Raw genomic sequence first — 16,327 nt, forward strand, 5'->3', positions numbered from 1 at the left:
CCTGCCTACCCTATGGGCATGGCCCGCCCACGGTCAGGTAACGCGCCTGCTGCCACCACGTTGTCAGCAGCTTTTCACGCGCCGCGCGCGGCCCTGCGGCGCCGGCTTGCTATAGTGCCCAATTACCCAACCATTCTCGCGTCATGGACACCATCCGCATCCGGGGCGCCCGCACGCACAACCTCAAGAACATCGACCTGGACCTGCCGCGCGATCGACTGATCGTGATCACGGGCCTGTCGGGTTCGGGCAAGTCGTCGCTGGCATTCGACACCATCTACGCCGAAGGGCAGCGCCGTTATGTGGAATCGCTGTCCGCCTACGCGCGGCAATTTCTCTCGATGATGGAGAAACCCGACGTTGATCACATCGAAGGCCTGTCGCCGGCCATCTCGATCGAGCAGAAATCCACCTCGCACAATCCACGCTCCACCGTGGGCACGATCACCGAGGTTTACGACTACCTGCGCCTGCTCTACGCACGCGTGGGCACGCCGCGCTGCCCCGACCACGGCATTGCGCTGGAAGCGCAAACGGTCAGCCAGATGGTCGATACCACGCTGGCACTCGATCCGGAAAAGCGCTTCATGCTGCTGGCGCCGGTGATCCGCGAACGCAAGGGCGAGCATGTGCAGGTGTTCGAGCAATTGCGCGCGCAAGGCTTCGTGCGCGCGCGCGTCGATGGCACGGTGCACGACCTCGATGCCGTGCCGCCGCTGACCTTGCGCCAAAAGCACACCATCGAAGCGGTGATCGACCGCTTCCGCCCACGCCAGGACATCAAGCAGCGCCTGGCCGAATCGTTCGAGACCGCGCTGCGCCTGGGCGACGGCCTGGCGATCGTGGTGGACATGGACGATTCCAAGGCCAGCGAGCAGCTTTACTCCTCGCGCTACTCCTGCCCGGTGTGCGATTACTCGCTGCCGGAACTGGAACCGCGCCTGTTCTCGTTCAACTCGCCCGTGGGCGCCTGCCCGGCCTGCGACGGCCTGGGCGTCACCCAGGTATTTTCGCCCGACCGCGTGGTCGGCCATCCGGAGCTGTCGCTCGCCAGCGGCGCGGTGCGCGGCTGGGATCGCCGCAACGCGCATTATTTCCAGCTGATCATGTCGCTGGCCAACCACTACGGTTTCGATGTGGATACGGCCTGGCAGAAGCTGCCCAAAACGGTGCAGCAGGCGGTGCTGTATGGAAGCGGCAAGGAAAAGATCGCGTTTCGCTATCTGACCGAACGCGGGGGCAAGGTCACGCGCGAGCATGCCTTCGAGGGCATCCTGCCCAACCTCGAACGGCGCTACAAGGAAACCGAATCTCCCGCGGTGCGCGAGGAACTGGCCAAGTACATCAGCGACCATCCCTGCCCCGCATGCGGCGGCCAGCGCCTGAATCGTTCCGCGCGCAACGTGTTCGTCGCCGATCATGCGCTGCCGGTGCTTACCGCGCGCTCCATCGACGATGCGCTGGCGTTTTTCGACACGCTCAAGCTCTCCGGCTGGCGCGGCGAGATCGCGGTGAAGATCATCAAGGAAATCCGCGAACGCCTGAGCTTCCTCAACGACGTGGGCCTGAACTACCTCACGCTCGATCGCCAGGCCGACACGCTTTCCGGCGGCGAAGCGCAGCGCATCCGCCTCGCCTCGCAAATCGGTGCGGGCCTGGTCGGTGTGATGTATGTGCTGGACGAACCGTCCATCGGCCTGCACCAGCGCGACAACGAGCGGCTGCTGGGCACGCTCACGCGGCTGCGCGACCTGGGCAACACGGTGATCGTGGTCGAACACGACGAAGATGCCATCCGTGCCGCCGACCACGTTCTGGACATTGGCCCCGGCGCAGGCGTGCATGGCGGCGAGATCGTCGCACAGGGCGCGCTGAAGGACATCCTCAATGCACCGCGTTCGCTCACCGGCCAATACCTGTCCGGCAAGCGGCAAATCAAAGTGCCGGCCGACCGACGCGAACAACTGGACAAGGATTCCTGGCTCTATCTGAAAGGTGCCAGCGGCAACAACCTCAAAGCGGTGGACCTGGCGGTTCCGGCCGGTCTGTTCACCTGCGTTACCGGTGTCTCCGGCTCAGGCAAATCCACCCTGATCAACGACACTTTGTTTGCCCTTGCCGCCGCCGAGTTGAACGGTGCGACCACGCAGCCGGCGCCGTACAAATCCATTGAAGGGCTGGAACTGTTCGACAAATGCGTGGACATCGACCAGTCGCCGATCGGCCGCACGCCGCGTTCCAATCCCGCCACCTACACGGGGCTGTTCACGCCGCTGCGCGAACTGTTCGCGCAGGTGCCCGAGGCACGTTCGCGCGGCTACACACCGGGACGCTTCAGTTTCAACGTGCGCGGCGGGCGCTGTGAAGCCTGCGAAGGCGACGGCATGATCAAAGTGGAAATGCACTTCCTGCCCGACGTCTACGTGCCCTGCGACGTCTGCCATGGCAAGCGCTATAACCGCGAAACGCTGGAGATCCTCTACAAGGGCCACACCATTGCCGACGTGCTCGACATGACGGTGGAAGATGCCGCCAAACTGTTCGAGAACGTGCCGGTGATAGCGCGCAAGCTCGACACGCTACGCGCGGTGGGCCTGGACTACATCAAGCTCGGCCAAAGCGCGACCACGCTGTCAGGCGGCGAAGCGCAGCGCGTGAAGCTGTCCAAGGAACTGTCCAAGCGCGATACGGGACGCACGTTGTACATCCTGGACGAGCCCACCACGGGCCTGCACTTCCACGACATCGAACAATTGCTCGACGTGCTGCACCAGCTGGTCGATCAAGGCAACACCGTGGTGGTGATCGAGCATAACCTCGACGTCATCAAGACCGCCGACTGGATTGTCGACCTCGGCCCCGAAGGTGGCGCCGGCGGCGGCCGCATCCTGGTCAATGGCACGCCCGAAACCGTCGCCGCGACGCCAGCGTCGCATACCGGACACTTCCTGGCGCCGCATCTGAAGCCCGCCAAGCCGGCGCGCACGCAAGCCGACAAGCCCAAGGCCAACGCCAAGCGCAAGGTGGCGTCGTAAACATCGCCACCCTCCCCCTCACGCGCACCGCTCTATTTCCTATTCGTTCGAGATAGATGTGCATCCGGCGCGGCGCGCCTTCAAAACGCGCCCTGCCGGTGCAAGCCAGGGGAGATTTCTACGTTGCAAAAACCGCCGCGCAAGCGGGCGGCAACTGTGGAAGCTGAACGGGTCGCGCCGCGCCATTCAGCCAGCTACGCGCATCGGTGCAATTTAAGACCAGGCCTACGATTCGCGCGGTAGCAATCATCCCCGGCTGACTGATCCATCCGAGCGCGATTTTTACCATTTCCTCGTCAACCAACACTCCTGATGAGGAAATCACCATGAACGTGGCAACCCGCAACAACCGGAACATCTCGACGAATGTTTCGCCGACTCCGGCGAAGGCTACGGATAGCCACAAGAAAGGCGGTTTTGTCCGCAGCCTGATCGCCGTCGCACTGGCCGAAGCCTTGATGATCGGCTCGGCATTCGCCGGCACCACCCCGCCTGTAACGTCCAGCACCGACATCGTGCTCACCGACAGTGACAAGGACACTGACGGCGACAAAGCCTCTAGCGATACCTCCTTGCATGACACGTTCGTCCAGGCCTTGACGACGGGCACGCCCGCGGGCGGCTCCATCGGCACCATGGATGTCAGCGACCCGACCATCGCCATCGAAGGCACGCGTGGACCCAATAACGCATCGCTCAATGGTGCCGATCCGACCACGACGACCGCACTGGCCATGGGCGTAAGCTCCAATGCTTCCGGTGGCAACACGGTTGCAGTCGGCGTGCAGGCCGTCGCGGGCTCGGACAATGCCGTCGCCCTGGGAAGCCGTGTGAGCACGGGAGCGGATCAGCCCTACTCCGTCGCCGTCGGTTCAAATGCCAATACCAACGGCGCGCAAGCCGTGGCGCTGGGTTCCAACACCCAGGCGAACGCCGATAACGCCGTGGCCGTAGGTACCAACAACACGGCGGCCGTCGGCCAGAGCTCGATCGCGATGGGCGATGGCGCACTGGTAAGCCGTGGCGCGGTCAACTCGATCGCCCTGGGCACCAGCGCCAGCGTCGCCCGCGATGTTACCGACGCGATGGCCATGGGGCCCAACAGCAGCGTGGTGGCGGGCGCCTACGGCAGCATAGCGCTGGGTAGCGGCTCGATCGCCAACCGTGCCAACGTGCTGTCCATCGGCGCGCCCGGCGCGGAACGCCAGATCACCAACGTGGCGGCCGGCACGCAGCTCACCGACGCGGTCAACGTCAGCCAGCTCAACGGTCTTAAGGACCAGGTCAACAACATCGACAACCGCGTCACCAATATCGAAAACAGCACCGGTACCACTCCCACCCCCACTCCTACCCCCAGCCCCGGCGATGGCAGCTGGAACAAGGATGCGCAGGGCGACAAGGTGGTCAACGTCGGCGACGGCGCGGTGAACGCGGGCAGCAAGGACGCCGTCAACGGTTCGCAGCTGGCCAACACGGCGCAGAGCACGGCCAACGCGCTGGGTGGCGGCTCCACCGTCAACGCCGACGGCAGCATCACCATGCCGACCTACACCGTAGGCGGACAGCAGGTGCGCGGCGTGGAAGGTGCGGTGAACCAGCTCGACCAGCGCATCAATGGCATGCAGGGCCAGATCGACGGCCTGCAGGGTCAGCTCAACAAGACCGCACGCGGCGCCTATTCCGGCATTGCAGGCGTCACCGCGCTCACCATGATCCCAGGCGTGGATGTGGGCAAGACCGTAGCGATCGGCGCGGGCGTGGGCAACTACAAGGGCTATACCGCTGCGGCACTGGGTGGTGAAGCGCGCATCAACGAAAACTGGAAGGTTCGCGCAGGCGTGAGCTTGTCCAGCAGCGGCAACACGGTCGGCGTAGGCGCCTCCTACCAGTGGTGATGACGTGGTGAAGAAAGTGCGGGTGGAGCAACGACCCACCCGCGGCAGACTCGATGTTCCTTCAAAGCCTGGCCTCGGCCAGGCTTCTTTTTCGTCACGACGCAGCTCAGACGATGAACTCGTGCCGCGCGATACGAACCGCCCGGGCTTTGCCCTGCGGGCGGGGCCTGAAAAGCCCCGCCCGCTTCCATCGGCTTCGTTTCATCCGCGAAGACGCATCGGCATACCTTGCCTATGCGCCATCATCGGGCCTAACGCGCACCCAACTGGCTACGCAGTAGCTGGATCTCGGCCCGCATGGCCGCCATGGCCTCGCGCAATTGCTCAACGTTCACCGCATCGGTCGGCTCGGTACCCTTCGACACGTGGATGATTTGCCGATCGCCGATGCTGCCTCCACCGATGGAGATCGCGTTGCCGCGATCGGCCACCGCGCCGCAACCGAGCGCGACACCACCGGCAGCCTCGGCCACCACGCTTGCATCGGCGCCCAACGCCAGCGCCTCGTCCGCGACCACCATCGCATGCCGGCCCACCGCAATGCTGTTGTCGCTGCGTGCTTTCACCCCATCGCCCATCGCGATGGAACTCTTGCCGATCGCGAAGGTGTCGTTGCTGCCCAGCGCCAGTGCCTGTTCGGCGTTGGCCTGCACCCGCGTACCCAGCGCCACCGCCCTCACGCCGTTGGTTTGGACGTCCGAACCCATCGCCACGGAATAACTTTGATCCGCACCGGTGTGGGCCCTATGTCCCAAGGCCACCGAGTAGTCGGAAGCGGCCACATTCAGCAGACCCATTGCGATGGCATTGGCGCCACTGGCCATCGAAAGGGCGCCGATCGCCGCTGCCGTCATCTGCGCGGGATCCCCGCCGTTCAACGAAGCAATGTTGTGGTTGGCCCGGCCTTCCATGGCCGCCAGCGGATCGGCCGCACCCATGGCCCCAATGCCGCCTTGTTGCTTGACGAAGGTATCCAGCACCTTGCGCACGGCATACAACTGGCTGCCGTTGATGGCGTCGGTGCTGGTGGGGGTGACATCGCCATTATCGACGTTCTCGATCTTGCGCTCGCTGCCGATGGCACCCACGGACACCACATTGGCATCGGTGGCTACAGAGTTGTAACCAATCGCTATTGAATTAACGCCTGAGACACGTGCGCCCGTACCGATAGCCACCGCGCCCGCTATCGTGGCGCTGGCGGACGAGCCGATGGCGACGGCATTAGCACCGTTCGCATTGGCTGCCGCGCCGGTTGAGGCCACCTTGATGTATTTCAGATCGATAGCGCCCGTGGTCAGTTCGTCGTAGAGCGTGCTCAAGCCATCGTTCAACTGGGCTACGTTGACACCATCAGTATCGGCTACACCGGGGGCCATATTAGAGACCGTTACCGGCGTGCCTGCCGCGCCGAGGGTCACCGCTGTCTTCGCGTCATCGGTGTAGACCACCGCCAGCAGTTCGCCCGTCGTCGGATCCAGCAGGCCGCTGTTGTCCAGCGTGTCCTGCAGACCGGTCAACTGGTCGCCGAGCTGGGTGATGGCATCGCCTACACCCGTCACCGGCGCGCCGCCGACCGTATAGACCGGATCGCTGACCGAACCGTCCGGATTCACGGCTGACCCGCCACCCAGGGCGGTGGCGACGCTTTGCGCCGTACCGTACAACTGCGAGCCGTTTACGGCATCCACACTCGTGGAGGACACCTCGCCCGCAGCCAGATTGGTCATCGCTACCGGTGTGCCAGTGGTGCCCAGTGTCACCGCCGTCTTCGTGTCATCGGTGTAGACCACCGCCAGCAGTTCGCCCGTCGTCGGATCCAGCAGGCCGCTGTCGTCCAGTGTGTCCTGCAGATTGGTCAACTGGTCGCCGAGCTGGGTGATGGCATCGCCTACGCCCGTCACCGGCGCACCGCCGATCGTGTAGACCGGATCGGTTACCGTACCGTCCGGATTCACGGTGGCCCCGCCACCCAGGGTGGTGGCGACGCTTTGCGCCGTGCCGAACAACTGCGAGCCGTTCACCGCATCCACGCTTGTGGCGGACACTTCGCCCGCGGCCAGGTGGGTCATCGCCACCGGCGTGCCGGTGGCGGTGCCCAGGGTCACTGCCGTCTTCGTGTCATCGGTGTAGACCACCGCCAGCAGCTCGCCCGTCGCCGGATCCAGCAGGCCGCTGCTGTCCAGCGCGTCCTGCAGGTTGTTGAGCGCCTGATTGGTGGCGTTCAACTGCGCGCCGTTCACGGCATCGGTGCTGGTGTCGGACAAGTCGCCCGGTGCCACGTTCGACATCGTCACTGGCGTACCCGTCGAACCGAGCGCGATGTTGGTCTTGGTATCGTCGGCGTAGGTCACCGCCAGCGACTCGCCCGTGGTCGGATCGAGCACGCCGCCGTCCTTGAGTGCGTCCGTCAAATCGCTCACGGCCTGGTTGGTGGCATTCAGCTGCGAGCCGTTCACGGCATCCGTGCTGGTATCGGACACGGCGCCGGGCGCCAGATTCGTCATCGCCACCGGCGTGCCTGCGGTGCCAAGCGTTACGGCGGTCTTCGTATCGTCGGTATAGATCACGGCCAAAAGATCGCCACTGGGGTCGAACAGGCCGCTGTTGTCCAGGGTGTCCTGCAATCCGGTCACCTGGTCGTCGAGCTGGGCGATGGCATCGCCCACGCCCGTCACGGGCGCGCCGCCGACCGTATAGACCGGTTCGCTCACCGTGCCGTCCGGATTCACCGTGGCACCGCCGCCCAGGCTGGTGGCGACGCTCAGTGCCGTATCGAACAACTGCGAACCGTTGATTGCATCCTTGCTGTCTGCCGCCACGCTGTCATCTTGCAGATTGGTCAGCAGCGTGCCGTTGGTACCATCCAGCGTCACAGTGTCTTTTGCGGTGTCGTCATAGGAGACCGCATTGGGGTCGCTTCCGGTCATGTCAGCCAGGGCGGTGAGCGCCGAACCCACGTCGCTATACGGTGTACCGTCGATCTCGTACGCCGGCGCCTGGATGCTTCCGTCCGAACCGATGGCCGCACCGCCACCCAGCGCGGTCACCACCGGCGCAAGCTGGCTGACATTGACCACGTCAGTCGCCTGCGTACCGGCGGACACATTGACGATTTGCCGCGTTATGGGGGCTCCGCCTGCGCTACCCAACGACAGCGCGTTATTGCGGTTGGCCACCGAACCCTGCCCCAGCGCTATGCCACCCACCGCTCCCGTTGAGACGCTTGCGCTGTGACCCAGTGCAATGGCGTCGGTGACATTGGTGGCTATGGTTGCGGCGGTGCCGATAGCGATCGAGTTATCCGTGCGCGCATTGACCCTCGCGCCGTTACCGAGCGCAACCGTGCCTGTGCCTATGGCCAAGGCGTTGTTGGTGCCAATCGCCACGGCATTGTCGGCGTTGGCCTGGACCTGTGAGCCGATGGCTACGGCATTCGTGCCCGTGGTCGAGGCATAGGTTCCGATCGCCGCCGAATACGGCTGGCCTGCACCGGTCTGAGCAAATACGCCAATCGCTGCCGAATAGTCCGACGCGGCGACATTGGTCAGGCCAAAGGCTGCTGTTTGAACACCACTAGCGAACGACCCCACGCCAAATACCATGGAAGTGAATGAACTGGCGTCACCACCGTTGAGCGAAGCGGTGTTGTCACCCTGCACCCCCTCGATCGCGAACAGCGGCGCGGTGACATCGAACACGCCCATGCGCGTGTTGAGCGCACCCAGCGCATTGAACAATTGCCCACCGTTGATAGCGTCGGTGCTGCCATCGCTGATGTCGCCATCGTCCACGTTGATGATTTTACGTTCGCTGCCAATGCCACCCACCGATACGGTGGACGCCTGAGTGGTGGTTGAATTTACGCCGATCGCAACGCTATTGATGCCCGACGCGCGCGCACCGGTGCCGATCGCCACGGATGTTTGCGCCGTGGCGCTGGCGGCCGATCCTATCGCTACTGAATCGACGCCTGTGGCGTTGGCTTGAGACCCTGTCGAGTTGACCTTGACATACTTGATGGCGCCGCTCAGCTGATCGGTCAAATTGCTTATCGCGGTATTGAGCTGCGCCACGTTCACCGCATCGCTGTCCACCAGGCCGGTAGCGACATTCGTCACTTCCACTGGCGCACCCGGGTTTCCGAGCACGATGATGTTCTTCGTGCTGTTGCTATAGGTCACTGCCAGCGAGAGGCCCGTGGCCGGATCGATCACGCCGCCGTCGGTCAAGGTATCTTGCAGCGTGCTCAACTGCAGATTGGTGTCATACAGCTGGCCGCCATTGATCGCATCGGTGCTTGTTTCGGCAATATTGCCGGGCGAAACAAAAATGATCCGGCGCAGATGGGTGTGCCGCCCCACCGAGAAGACATCGTCAGCATTGGCCACCGAGTGGTAGCCCACGGCCACCGAGTAATTGCCCGGGGCCAAGGCCAAAGCTCCCAGGGCGATGGAGTTGATGCCGTGTGCCAACGGGTACGCGTCGCTGCTGTTGACGACCAGGTACGGATTGCCCTCCCCGCCGCTTTCGCTCACGGCCTGATCCAAGGCGCTCAATGCGCCTTCCAGCGTAGTCTGTTCACCGCCATGGACCAGGGTATAGGTCGGCCCGGTCACCACGCCCGTCGCCGCATTGATGGACGCACCACCGCCCAGCGCATTCACCACCGGCACAAGCTGGCTTACGTTCAGCGCATCGGTGTTCTGGGTACCCGCAGCGAGGTTCACGATCTGGCGTGTGCTGCTGGCCGCACCTACCGCCACGGTGTTGTTGCGCGTGGTGGAACTGTTGGCGCCCAGCGCCACGGCATTGGTCGCGGCATTGGTCGTGGCCCCCGCGCCGATCGCGGCTGTGTTTCCGCCAAAGGCCAGTGCACCCGGACCGACGGCGGTTGAATTGCCATCAGCCTGTGCACCCGCACCCAAGGCCGTCGAGTTCGAGGACGCGAAAGCACCTGCGCCGATCGCCATATCGTTGATGTTGATCGCCTGGGCTCCGTCACCCAGGGCAATGGCGTTTTCCGAAGCGCCGGTATTAGCGCCGATCGCCACGGCGCCAGGGGCCGCTGTCGTCGCGCCGGTGCCGATGGAAATGGCATTCACGGCGCCGCTCGAAGCGCTTGCGCTTGCGCCCATCGCAATTGCGCGAGCCGCATTGGCGCTAGCGTCGCTGCCGATGGCCACGGCGTTCAGGCCCGCGGCGTCGGCATCATCGGAGCCGTTGCCGGGGCCGTTGGCCTTGAAGTAGTGCAAGTTTTCGCCTGCTGCGTCTTGCAATTCCTGTAGCTGTGTCGTGAGGCTGTTGACGGTGTTGTCGATATGGGTAACGGTGGCATTGACGTTGATCAAGGCGCTATCCAAAGCGCTCAGGCCACCGTCCACCGTGGTCTGCGTGCCACCGTTGACCAGGTTGTAGGTCGGCCCCGTTACCGTACCGGTAGCCGGATCGATCGACGCTCCCAGCCCCATCACCAGCGGCTGAAGCTGGCTTACGTTCACCGCATCAAACGGCGCGATGCCGGCTTGTAGATTGACCAGGCGGCGCTGCAGGCCGGGGCCGCCGATGGATACCGTCAAGGGCGCATCGGCCAGGCTGTTGTTGCCGATCGCCACCGATTGGGCGGCCGCGGCGCGCGAGTTAAGCCCCAGGGCCACCACGCCATCGACCGATGCCAGCGCGGAGGAACCGATCGCCACCGCGTCCACGCCAACGGCATTGGCCACGGGGCCGGTGGAGTTGACCTTGACGTAAGGTGTGCCGGTACTGAACTCGCTGCGCAATTGGTCCACCGCATCGGTCAATTGCGTCAAATTCACCGCATCGGTGGGCTGGATGGCGGGGGCGACGTTGATAATCTCCACCGGGTTGCCCAGGGAGCCAAGCACAATCGAAGTCTTGGCGTCATTGCTATAGGTTACCGCCAAGGACACTCCGGTAGCCGGATCGAACACACCGCTGTCGATCAACCCGTTTTGCAGCGTATCCAGTTGCTGATTGGTGTCGTAAAGCTGGCTGCCATTGATGGCATCCGTGCTCGCCGACGCTATATCGCCGGGCGCGACATTGACCAGCTTGCGCTTGAGCGTGATGTTGCCCAAGGACACCGTGTTGTCGATGTCGGCAAGCGACCCCCTACCGATGGCTATCGCATCATCGCCGCTGGCGTTGGCGTTACTGCCCAGGGCAACGGCATCTTTACCCGTGGCCAACGCATCTGGCCCAGTGCTGTTGACGTCCAAATACGGCTCTTGCTCGCCGATGGCTTCATTGAGCGCAGTGAGTGCGTCTTCGACCGTGGTCTGCTCGGCGCCGTCGATCGTGTAGGTGGGCCCGGTCACCGCGCCGGTGTTCGGATCGATCGACGCGCCGCCGCCGAGGGCCGTTATCATCGGCTTGAGCTGATTCACATCCACCGCATCGGTGCCTTGCGTACCGGCCGCAACATTGACGATCTGGCGTTCGCTGCCCACGGCACCCACCGCCACGGTGTTGTTACGCGTGGTGGAGCTGTGGGCGCCCAAAGCCACCGCATTGGAGGAAACAATCGTCGTCGCACCAAGGCCGATCGCGGTCGAACCTTGAATAGCCGAAGCTCCCTGACCAATGGCCGTGGCGTTTACGGTTGCGGTGGCACCTGCACCAATGGCGGTATCGTTTTGATTGGTCGCCTTCGCACCATCGCCCACAGCAACACTTTCCAATGCAGCTGCCGACTGGTTGCCGATCGCCACGGCGCCGGCAAAGCCCGCGCTCGCGCTGGTGCCGATGGCAACCGCATTCGGGCTAGTGGCCGTCTTATTGCCTGCGTTGACACCAATCGAAATCTCGCCGCTGGTATTTGCGACAGCACTTTGACCCAGGGCAATCGCTCCGGAAGCACTGGCATCGGCGCTGCTGCCGATGGCCACCGCGTTGTTGCCCGACGCATCGGCATCATCGGTACCATTATCCAGACCGTTGGCTTTGAAGTAACGCAACGATTCATCTGCGGCATCTTGCAACGCCTTCACCTGCTCGTTGACGGTGGTCAGCGACCCGTCCAATGCGCCCAAGGCGCCACCGATAGTGCTTTGCGTACCGCCGTTTGCCAGCGCGTAGCTAGGTGGATTTACCGCACCAGTGGTCGGATTGATCGACGCACCGCCACCCAACGCCGTCACCACCGGACTAAGCTGATTCACATCCACCGCATCGGTGCCTTGCGTACCGGCCGCAAGATTCACGATCTGGCGTTCGCCGCCCACGGCGCCTACCGCCACGGTGTTGTTGCGCGTGGTGGAGCTGTTGGCGCCCAACGCCACGGCATTGGAAGAAAAGTTTGTCGTCGCGCTGGCACCGATCGCCGTTGAACCTTCAAAAGCTGAGGCGCCCTGACCAATAGCCGTGGCATTCATGTCCGCGTCGGCACCTGCGCCAATGGCGGTACCGCCTTGATTGGGCGCTTGCGCATCATGACCCACCGCAACACTATCCAATGAAGCCCCCGCCCCATTGCCGATCGCCACACCATTAGGGCCTTGCGTGACTGCGCTGGTACCAATTGCCACGGCATCAGGGGAATTGGCGCTTGCGCGAGTACCCAGGGAAATCGCGCTTGCATTGGCGCCCGTCCCGTGGCCTGCATTGAGGCCCAGCGCAATCTCACCATCAGAGGATGCCGATGCATTTGGACCCATGGCAATCGCCTGGGAAGCACTCGCTCCCGCCGCGTAGCCGATAGCCATGGACTGATTGCCAGGTACCTGCGCAGCATCACCCACCGCCACCGAATAATTGCCCGTCGCAATGCAGCCAGTGCCCAATGCCACCGATGCGTAGAGACCCGATGCGGTGGCGCCTTGCCCCAAAGCCACGCCCTGGGCGTAAGACGTCGCGCCGGAACCGATCGCCAGACCGGTATAGTCCGCATAGCTTGATCCCGTGGACGATGAACGCGTTGCAAAGGCATTGCTGCCGATGGCGATAGCACCGGTCGCCTGAGCATTGTTTCCAATGGCCATGCCGTAAAGGGGGCCGTAATTGCTGGCTTGGGCAGCCGTGCCGCCTAGCACCTTGATATACGTATCATCCAGCGCAGCCAGCGGACCGGCCGACTGCTTGCCCACGGTCCCGCGGGCAATGCTGGAAGAGGTCTTGAACCCGCCGCCACGCAGTACCGGGGCGTGTCCGCCCGGTTGCTGCGTCAGCGCGCGAGCGATGTTCTTGGCCAGTGCAGCCTGAAGGCCACCCGGCAACCCATTGCGGGTTTTGGACTGAGCCGAACCTTGGGAATGACCGTTGTGCTTTTTCATGGCGACGCGTCCTTTCTGCAATGCAAGGATGGGTAGGGGTTTGCGCCACGCAGACACGTGCCATCTCGACGCCGCATCGACTCGTTACTTTTCTTAAAGGAACAGCCACGCTCTCAGCGCCGGCGTCGTTTAAACGCGCGCATGCTTTCACATCGCGGAAGGTCGAGGGCTTTCTCCAACGTCAGGCTCGGCCGCAAGACATGCCACGGCCCAAGACAGGGACGTCAGCGGAGCAATGAACTATCGATCGACGGATTTCCTCCGTGAAGCAAACGCGCGAAACGAACCGTCTTCGCCACATCCCATCGCAGCGGCAGGGTGGTCTAAGCATGTTGCCGCTCGATGGAACGAGGGCCGTGACTTACAAGCTGTAACGGATAACGCGGTCTACTTTGGCGCTGCCGAACGCATCCCCAAGGGCACGGCCGGCCTTGCGAAGCATCGCAGGAGGGTCGTTAATCCACTGTGTAAAACATGCCACACGTTGCTTAAGCGCATGTGCATCCATCACCGTGAATATGTCGCTGACATGACAGGGTATTCATGTCATCGATTTGCATGCATCCCTCGCATGCGATTTGCACGCACCTGGGGATGCTCTGATTAATGCTTCGCAGGTGTCACCAGCACTTTGAATTTTACTTGACGGGGTGATGTCCAGAAGGCCACCTGCGAAGATTAATCAGAGCATCCCTAGTCGCCAGGTGCCTCAGTCTTCGATGCGCCAGGCTGCGAGGAGGACGCCACGATGCCGTTTTCCATCGCATAACGCAGCAGATCCATATCGCGCTCGATACCCAACTTTTGCATGGCGCGCGCCTTCTGCGAGCTGATGGTTTTTTTGCTTCGATTCAAACGTTCGGCAATCTCATTGACGGTGAGGCCGCTGGCGTAAAACCGCACCACTTCCACTTCACGCTTGCTTAATGACTTGGGCCCATTTCCTTCACGATGATCCACGCCGCGCAAGCGCATGCTTTTCTCAACCGAAGGCGAGTAATAACTGCCGCCCGTCGCAGCGGCGTGGATGGCGGGAATGAGATAGCTGGTTGCATCCGCCTTGCTGACGATGCAGAAAATGCCCAAGCCACCCAGTGCGCTGAGCACGGCCGGATTGTCCAATCCGGTCAATACCACCAGCTTGACTGACGGGTAGCGCCGCCGGATCAGCGAAAACAGCGCGACGCCGTCGCCATGCTCGTTTCCCGGCATGGAATAGTCCGAAACCAGCACGTCGCAGCCGCCGCCATCGAGGATGCGCAACAATTCGGTGGAGTCGCCCGCCGTGCCGGCCAGCTGAAGGGTGTCGGCCGAAGACAAGCTGTGCGCGATACCCGCGATCAGCGCGGGATGATCGTCCGCAAGTACTACTTTTAGCGAATAACCGTGCATGAGCGGCCCTTGGATCCGTTGCACGTTCAACAGATATCCCGCCACGATCCGATGCAGGCGGCATGGCACCGTCGAACCGGAGCGACCGGATCATAAGCCAGTTCTACCTCCCTTGCAGTACGAAAAAGCGGGCTGAAGCGCGAGCAACGGGGGGCGATTGGGACACATACGGGGTCGCGTTCGGCCCGCTATGATCGTTCCTGAATCATCTGTCAAAGGAGTGCACCATGCCAACCTGGCGCAGGAACATCATGAGCATCGCCATTGCCGCGTCATGCTGCGTGCCGCTGGCCCGCGCGACCGATGGCACCTCGATCACCTTGTATCGCAGCGACAGCCCGGCCTTGTACGCGAGCGATGGCCAGAACAATGGCGACGACGGCTACGCCGTCGTACGCGAACAACGCAGCGTGACGCTGCAATCGGGTGTGCACGACCTGGTGCTGGGCGACCTGCCCGAGCATCTTGACGCCGAAGCGTTAGCGCTCGGTTTCCCTGGCGGCGAAGCCAAAGTGATTTCGCAACGCCTGCTGCTTGGCCAGGGCGCGAATGCCGCCCTGACAGGTTTGACCGGCAGCAACATCAGCGTGCTTGGCGACAACGGCCAGCCGTTGGCGAACGGTACCTTGCTGCGCGCCGGCGACGACGGGCTGGTCGTACGCGGCAGCAACGGCACCACCCTGATCCGCCAATACGCGGCCGTGAATACGCAAGGCGGCAACTTCCCCACCGGCTCCAGCCTGCGCCTGCGCGTGGATGCGTCGCGCAGCGGCCAGGCCGACGCGGTGTTGAGCTATCCCACTTCGGGCATCGGCTGGCGCGCGGCGTACGTGGCCACCTTGCAGCCGGGCAAGACGTGCAGCATGCAATGGGAATCGCGCGCGAGCATCGCCAACCGCAGCGGCCGCGACTGGAACGGCACCCATCTCACCCTGATCGCGGGCGAGCCGAATTTCGCCAAAGCCAGCGGGCCGCGCCCGATGATGATGGTGATGGCGAAAATGGGTGCCGCACCCAATGCCTTGCCCGAGCAGGCCTCGATGGGCGATTACCGCAGTTACACCCTGCCCGCGCCGGTCGATCTGCCCGACGGCAGCATCAGCCAGGTGCCGCTGTATGCGGCGCGCACGCTGGGTTGCGAGCGCACGGAGCTGTATGAAAACGGCAGCGCCTGGATGCCGCCGCAGCCGATGCTCAACGTCGATTTCAATACCGACAGCAACAATACCATTGTCAGCACACTGCGCTTTACCGCCTTCGACAGCCTGCCGGCCGGCTACTTGCGCGTACTTGCCGCCGATCGCAACGGCGTGCCGCAGTTCATCGGCGAAGGACGCATCAACGATACGCCCAAAGGTGGCGACGCGATGATTACGTTGGGCACGGCTTTCGATTTGCGCGGCCAGCGTGAACGCACCAGCTTCCACGTGGACAAGGACGGCCGCACGATGGACGAAGCCTTCCGCATCACCTTGACCAACGCCGGCGATGCGGTACGCATCGTCACCGTGCGCGAGCATCCCAACCGCTGGCGCGAGTGGACCGTCGCATCATCTAGCGTCAAGCCCAGCAAGCAGACCACCGATACGCTGGAATTCCGCGTCGAGGTGCCCGCCAACGGCAAGGCCGTGCTCGATTACCGGGTGCATTACACCTGGAGCGCCGACGAGCAACCACAATCCTGATCGCCGTACACTGTTGCCGGTAC

5 protein-coding genes are annotated in these 16,327 nt (G+C 63.2%); 3 read left to right on the forward strand and 2 right to left on the reverse strand.

All coding sequences use genetic code 11. The features are described 5' to 3' along the window. Nucleotides 1–143: 143 nt before the first annotated feature. Together uvrA and VME63_RS14720 are read left to right on the forward strand one after the other, a co-directional pair. Nucleotides 144–3,035, forward strand: a complete 2,892-nt coding sequence (gene uvrA / locus VME63_RS14715; protein WP_325434095.1) for an excinuclease ABC subunit UvrA — start codon at nucleotides 144–146, stop codon at nucleotides 3,033–3,035. 326 nt (nucleotides 3,036–3,361) lie between these two features. After that, on the forward strand, nucleotides 3,362–4,933 hold the full coding sequence (locus VME63_RS14720) for a YadA-like family protein (RefSeq protein ID WP_325434096.1): 1,572 nt from the start codon (nucleotides 3,362–3,364) through the stop codon (nucleotides 4,931–4,933). Nucleotides 4,934–5,184: 251 nt separating this feature from the next. On the opposite strand, the gene VME63_RS14725 is transcribed toward VME63_RS14720, so the two are convergent. Together VME63_RS14725 and VME63_RS14730 are read right to left on the reverse strand one after the other, a co-directional pair. Continuing rightward, nucleotides 5,185–13,227: a hypothetical protein gene (locus VME63_RS14725; protein WP_325434097.1), complete on the reverse strand. Its 8,043-nt coding sequence runs from the start codon at nucleotides 13,225–13,227 to the stop codon at nucleotides 5,185–5,187. A 693-nt stretch (nucleotides 13,228–13,920) separates the two neighbouring features. Next, nucleotides 13,921–14,643, reverse strand: a complete 723-nt coding sequence (locus VME63_RS14730; protein WP_325434098.1) for a response regulator transcription factor — start codon at nucleotides 14,641–14,643, stop codon at nucleotides 13,921–13,923. A gap of 203 nt (nucleotides 14,644–14,846) precedes the next feature. Between VME63_RS14730 and VME63_RS14735 the strand changes: the two genes are divergently transcribed. Further along, complete coding sequence (locus tag VME63_RS14735) at nucleotides 14,847–16,304, forward strand: DUF4139 domain-containing protein (RefSeq protein WP_325434099.1); 1,458 nt, start codon at nucleotides 14,847–14,849, stop codon at nucleotides 16,302–16,304. Nucleotides 16,305–16,327: the final 23 nt, after the last annotated feature.

Source organism: Dyella sp. (genome assembly GCF_035503745.1).
In the GTDB taxonomy this organism is placed as follows: domain Bacteria; phylum Pseudomonadota; class Gammaproteobacteria; order Xanthomonadales; family Rhodanobacteraceae; genus Dyella_B.

Coding starts and splice junctions, on each gene's coding strand:
- uvrA (WP_325434095.1), top strand. CDS start 144: ATGGACACCATCCGCATCCGGGGCGCCCGCACGCACAACCTCAAGAAC.
- VME63_RS14735 (WP_325434099.1), top strand. CDS start 14,847: ATGCCAACCTGGCGCAGGAACATCATGAGCATCGCCATTGCCGCGTCA.
- VME63_RS14725 (WP_325434097.1), bottom strand. CDS start 13,227: ATGAAAAAGCACAACGGTCATTCCCAAGGTTCGGCTCAGTCCAAAACC.
- VME63_RS14720 (WP_325434096.1), top strand. CDS start 3,362: ATGAACGTGGCAACCCGCAACAACCGGAACATCTCGACGAATGTTTCG.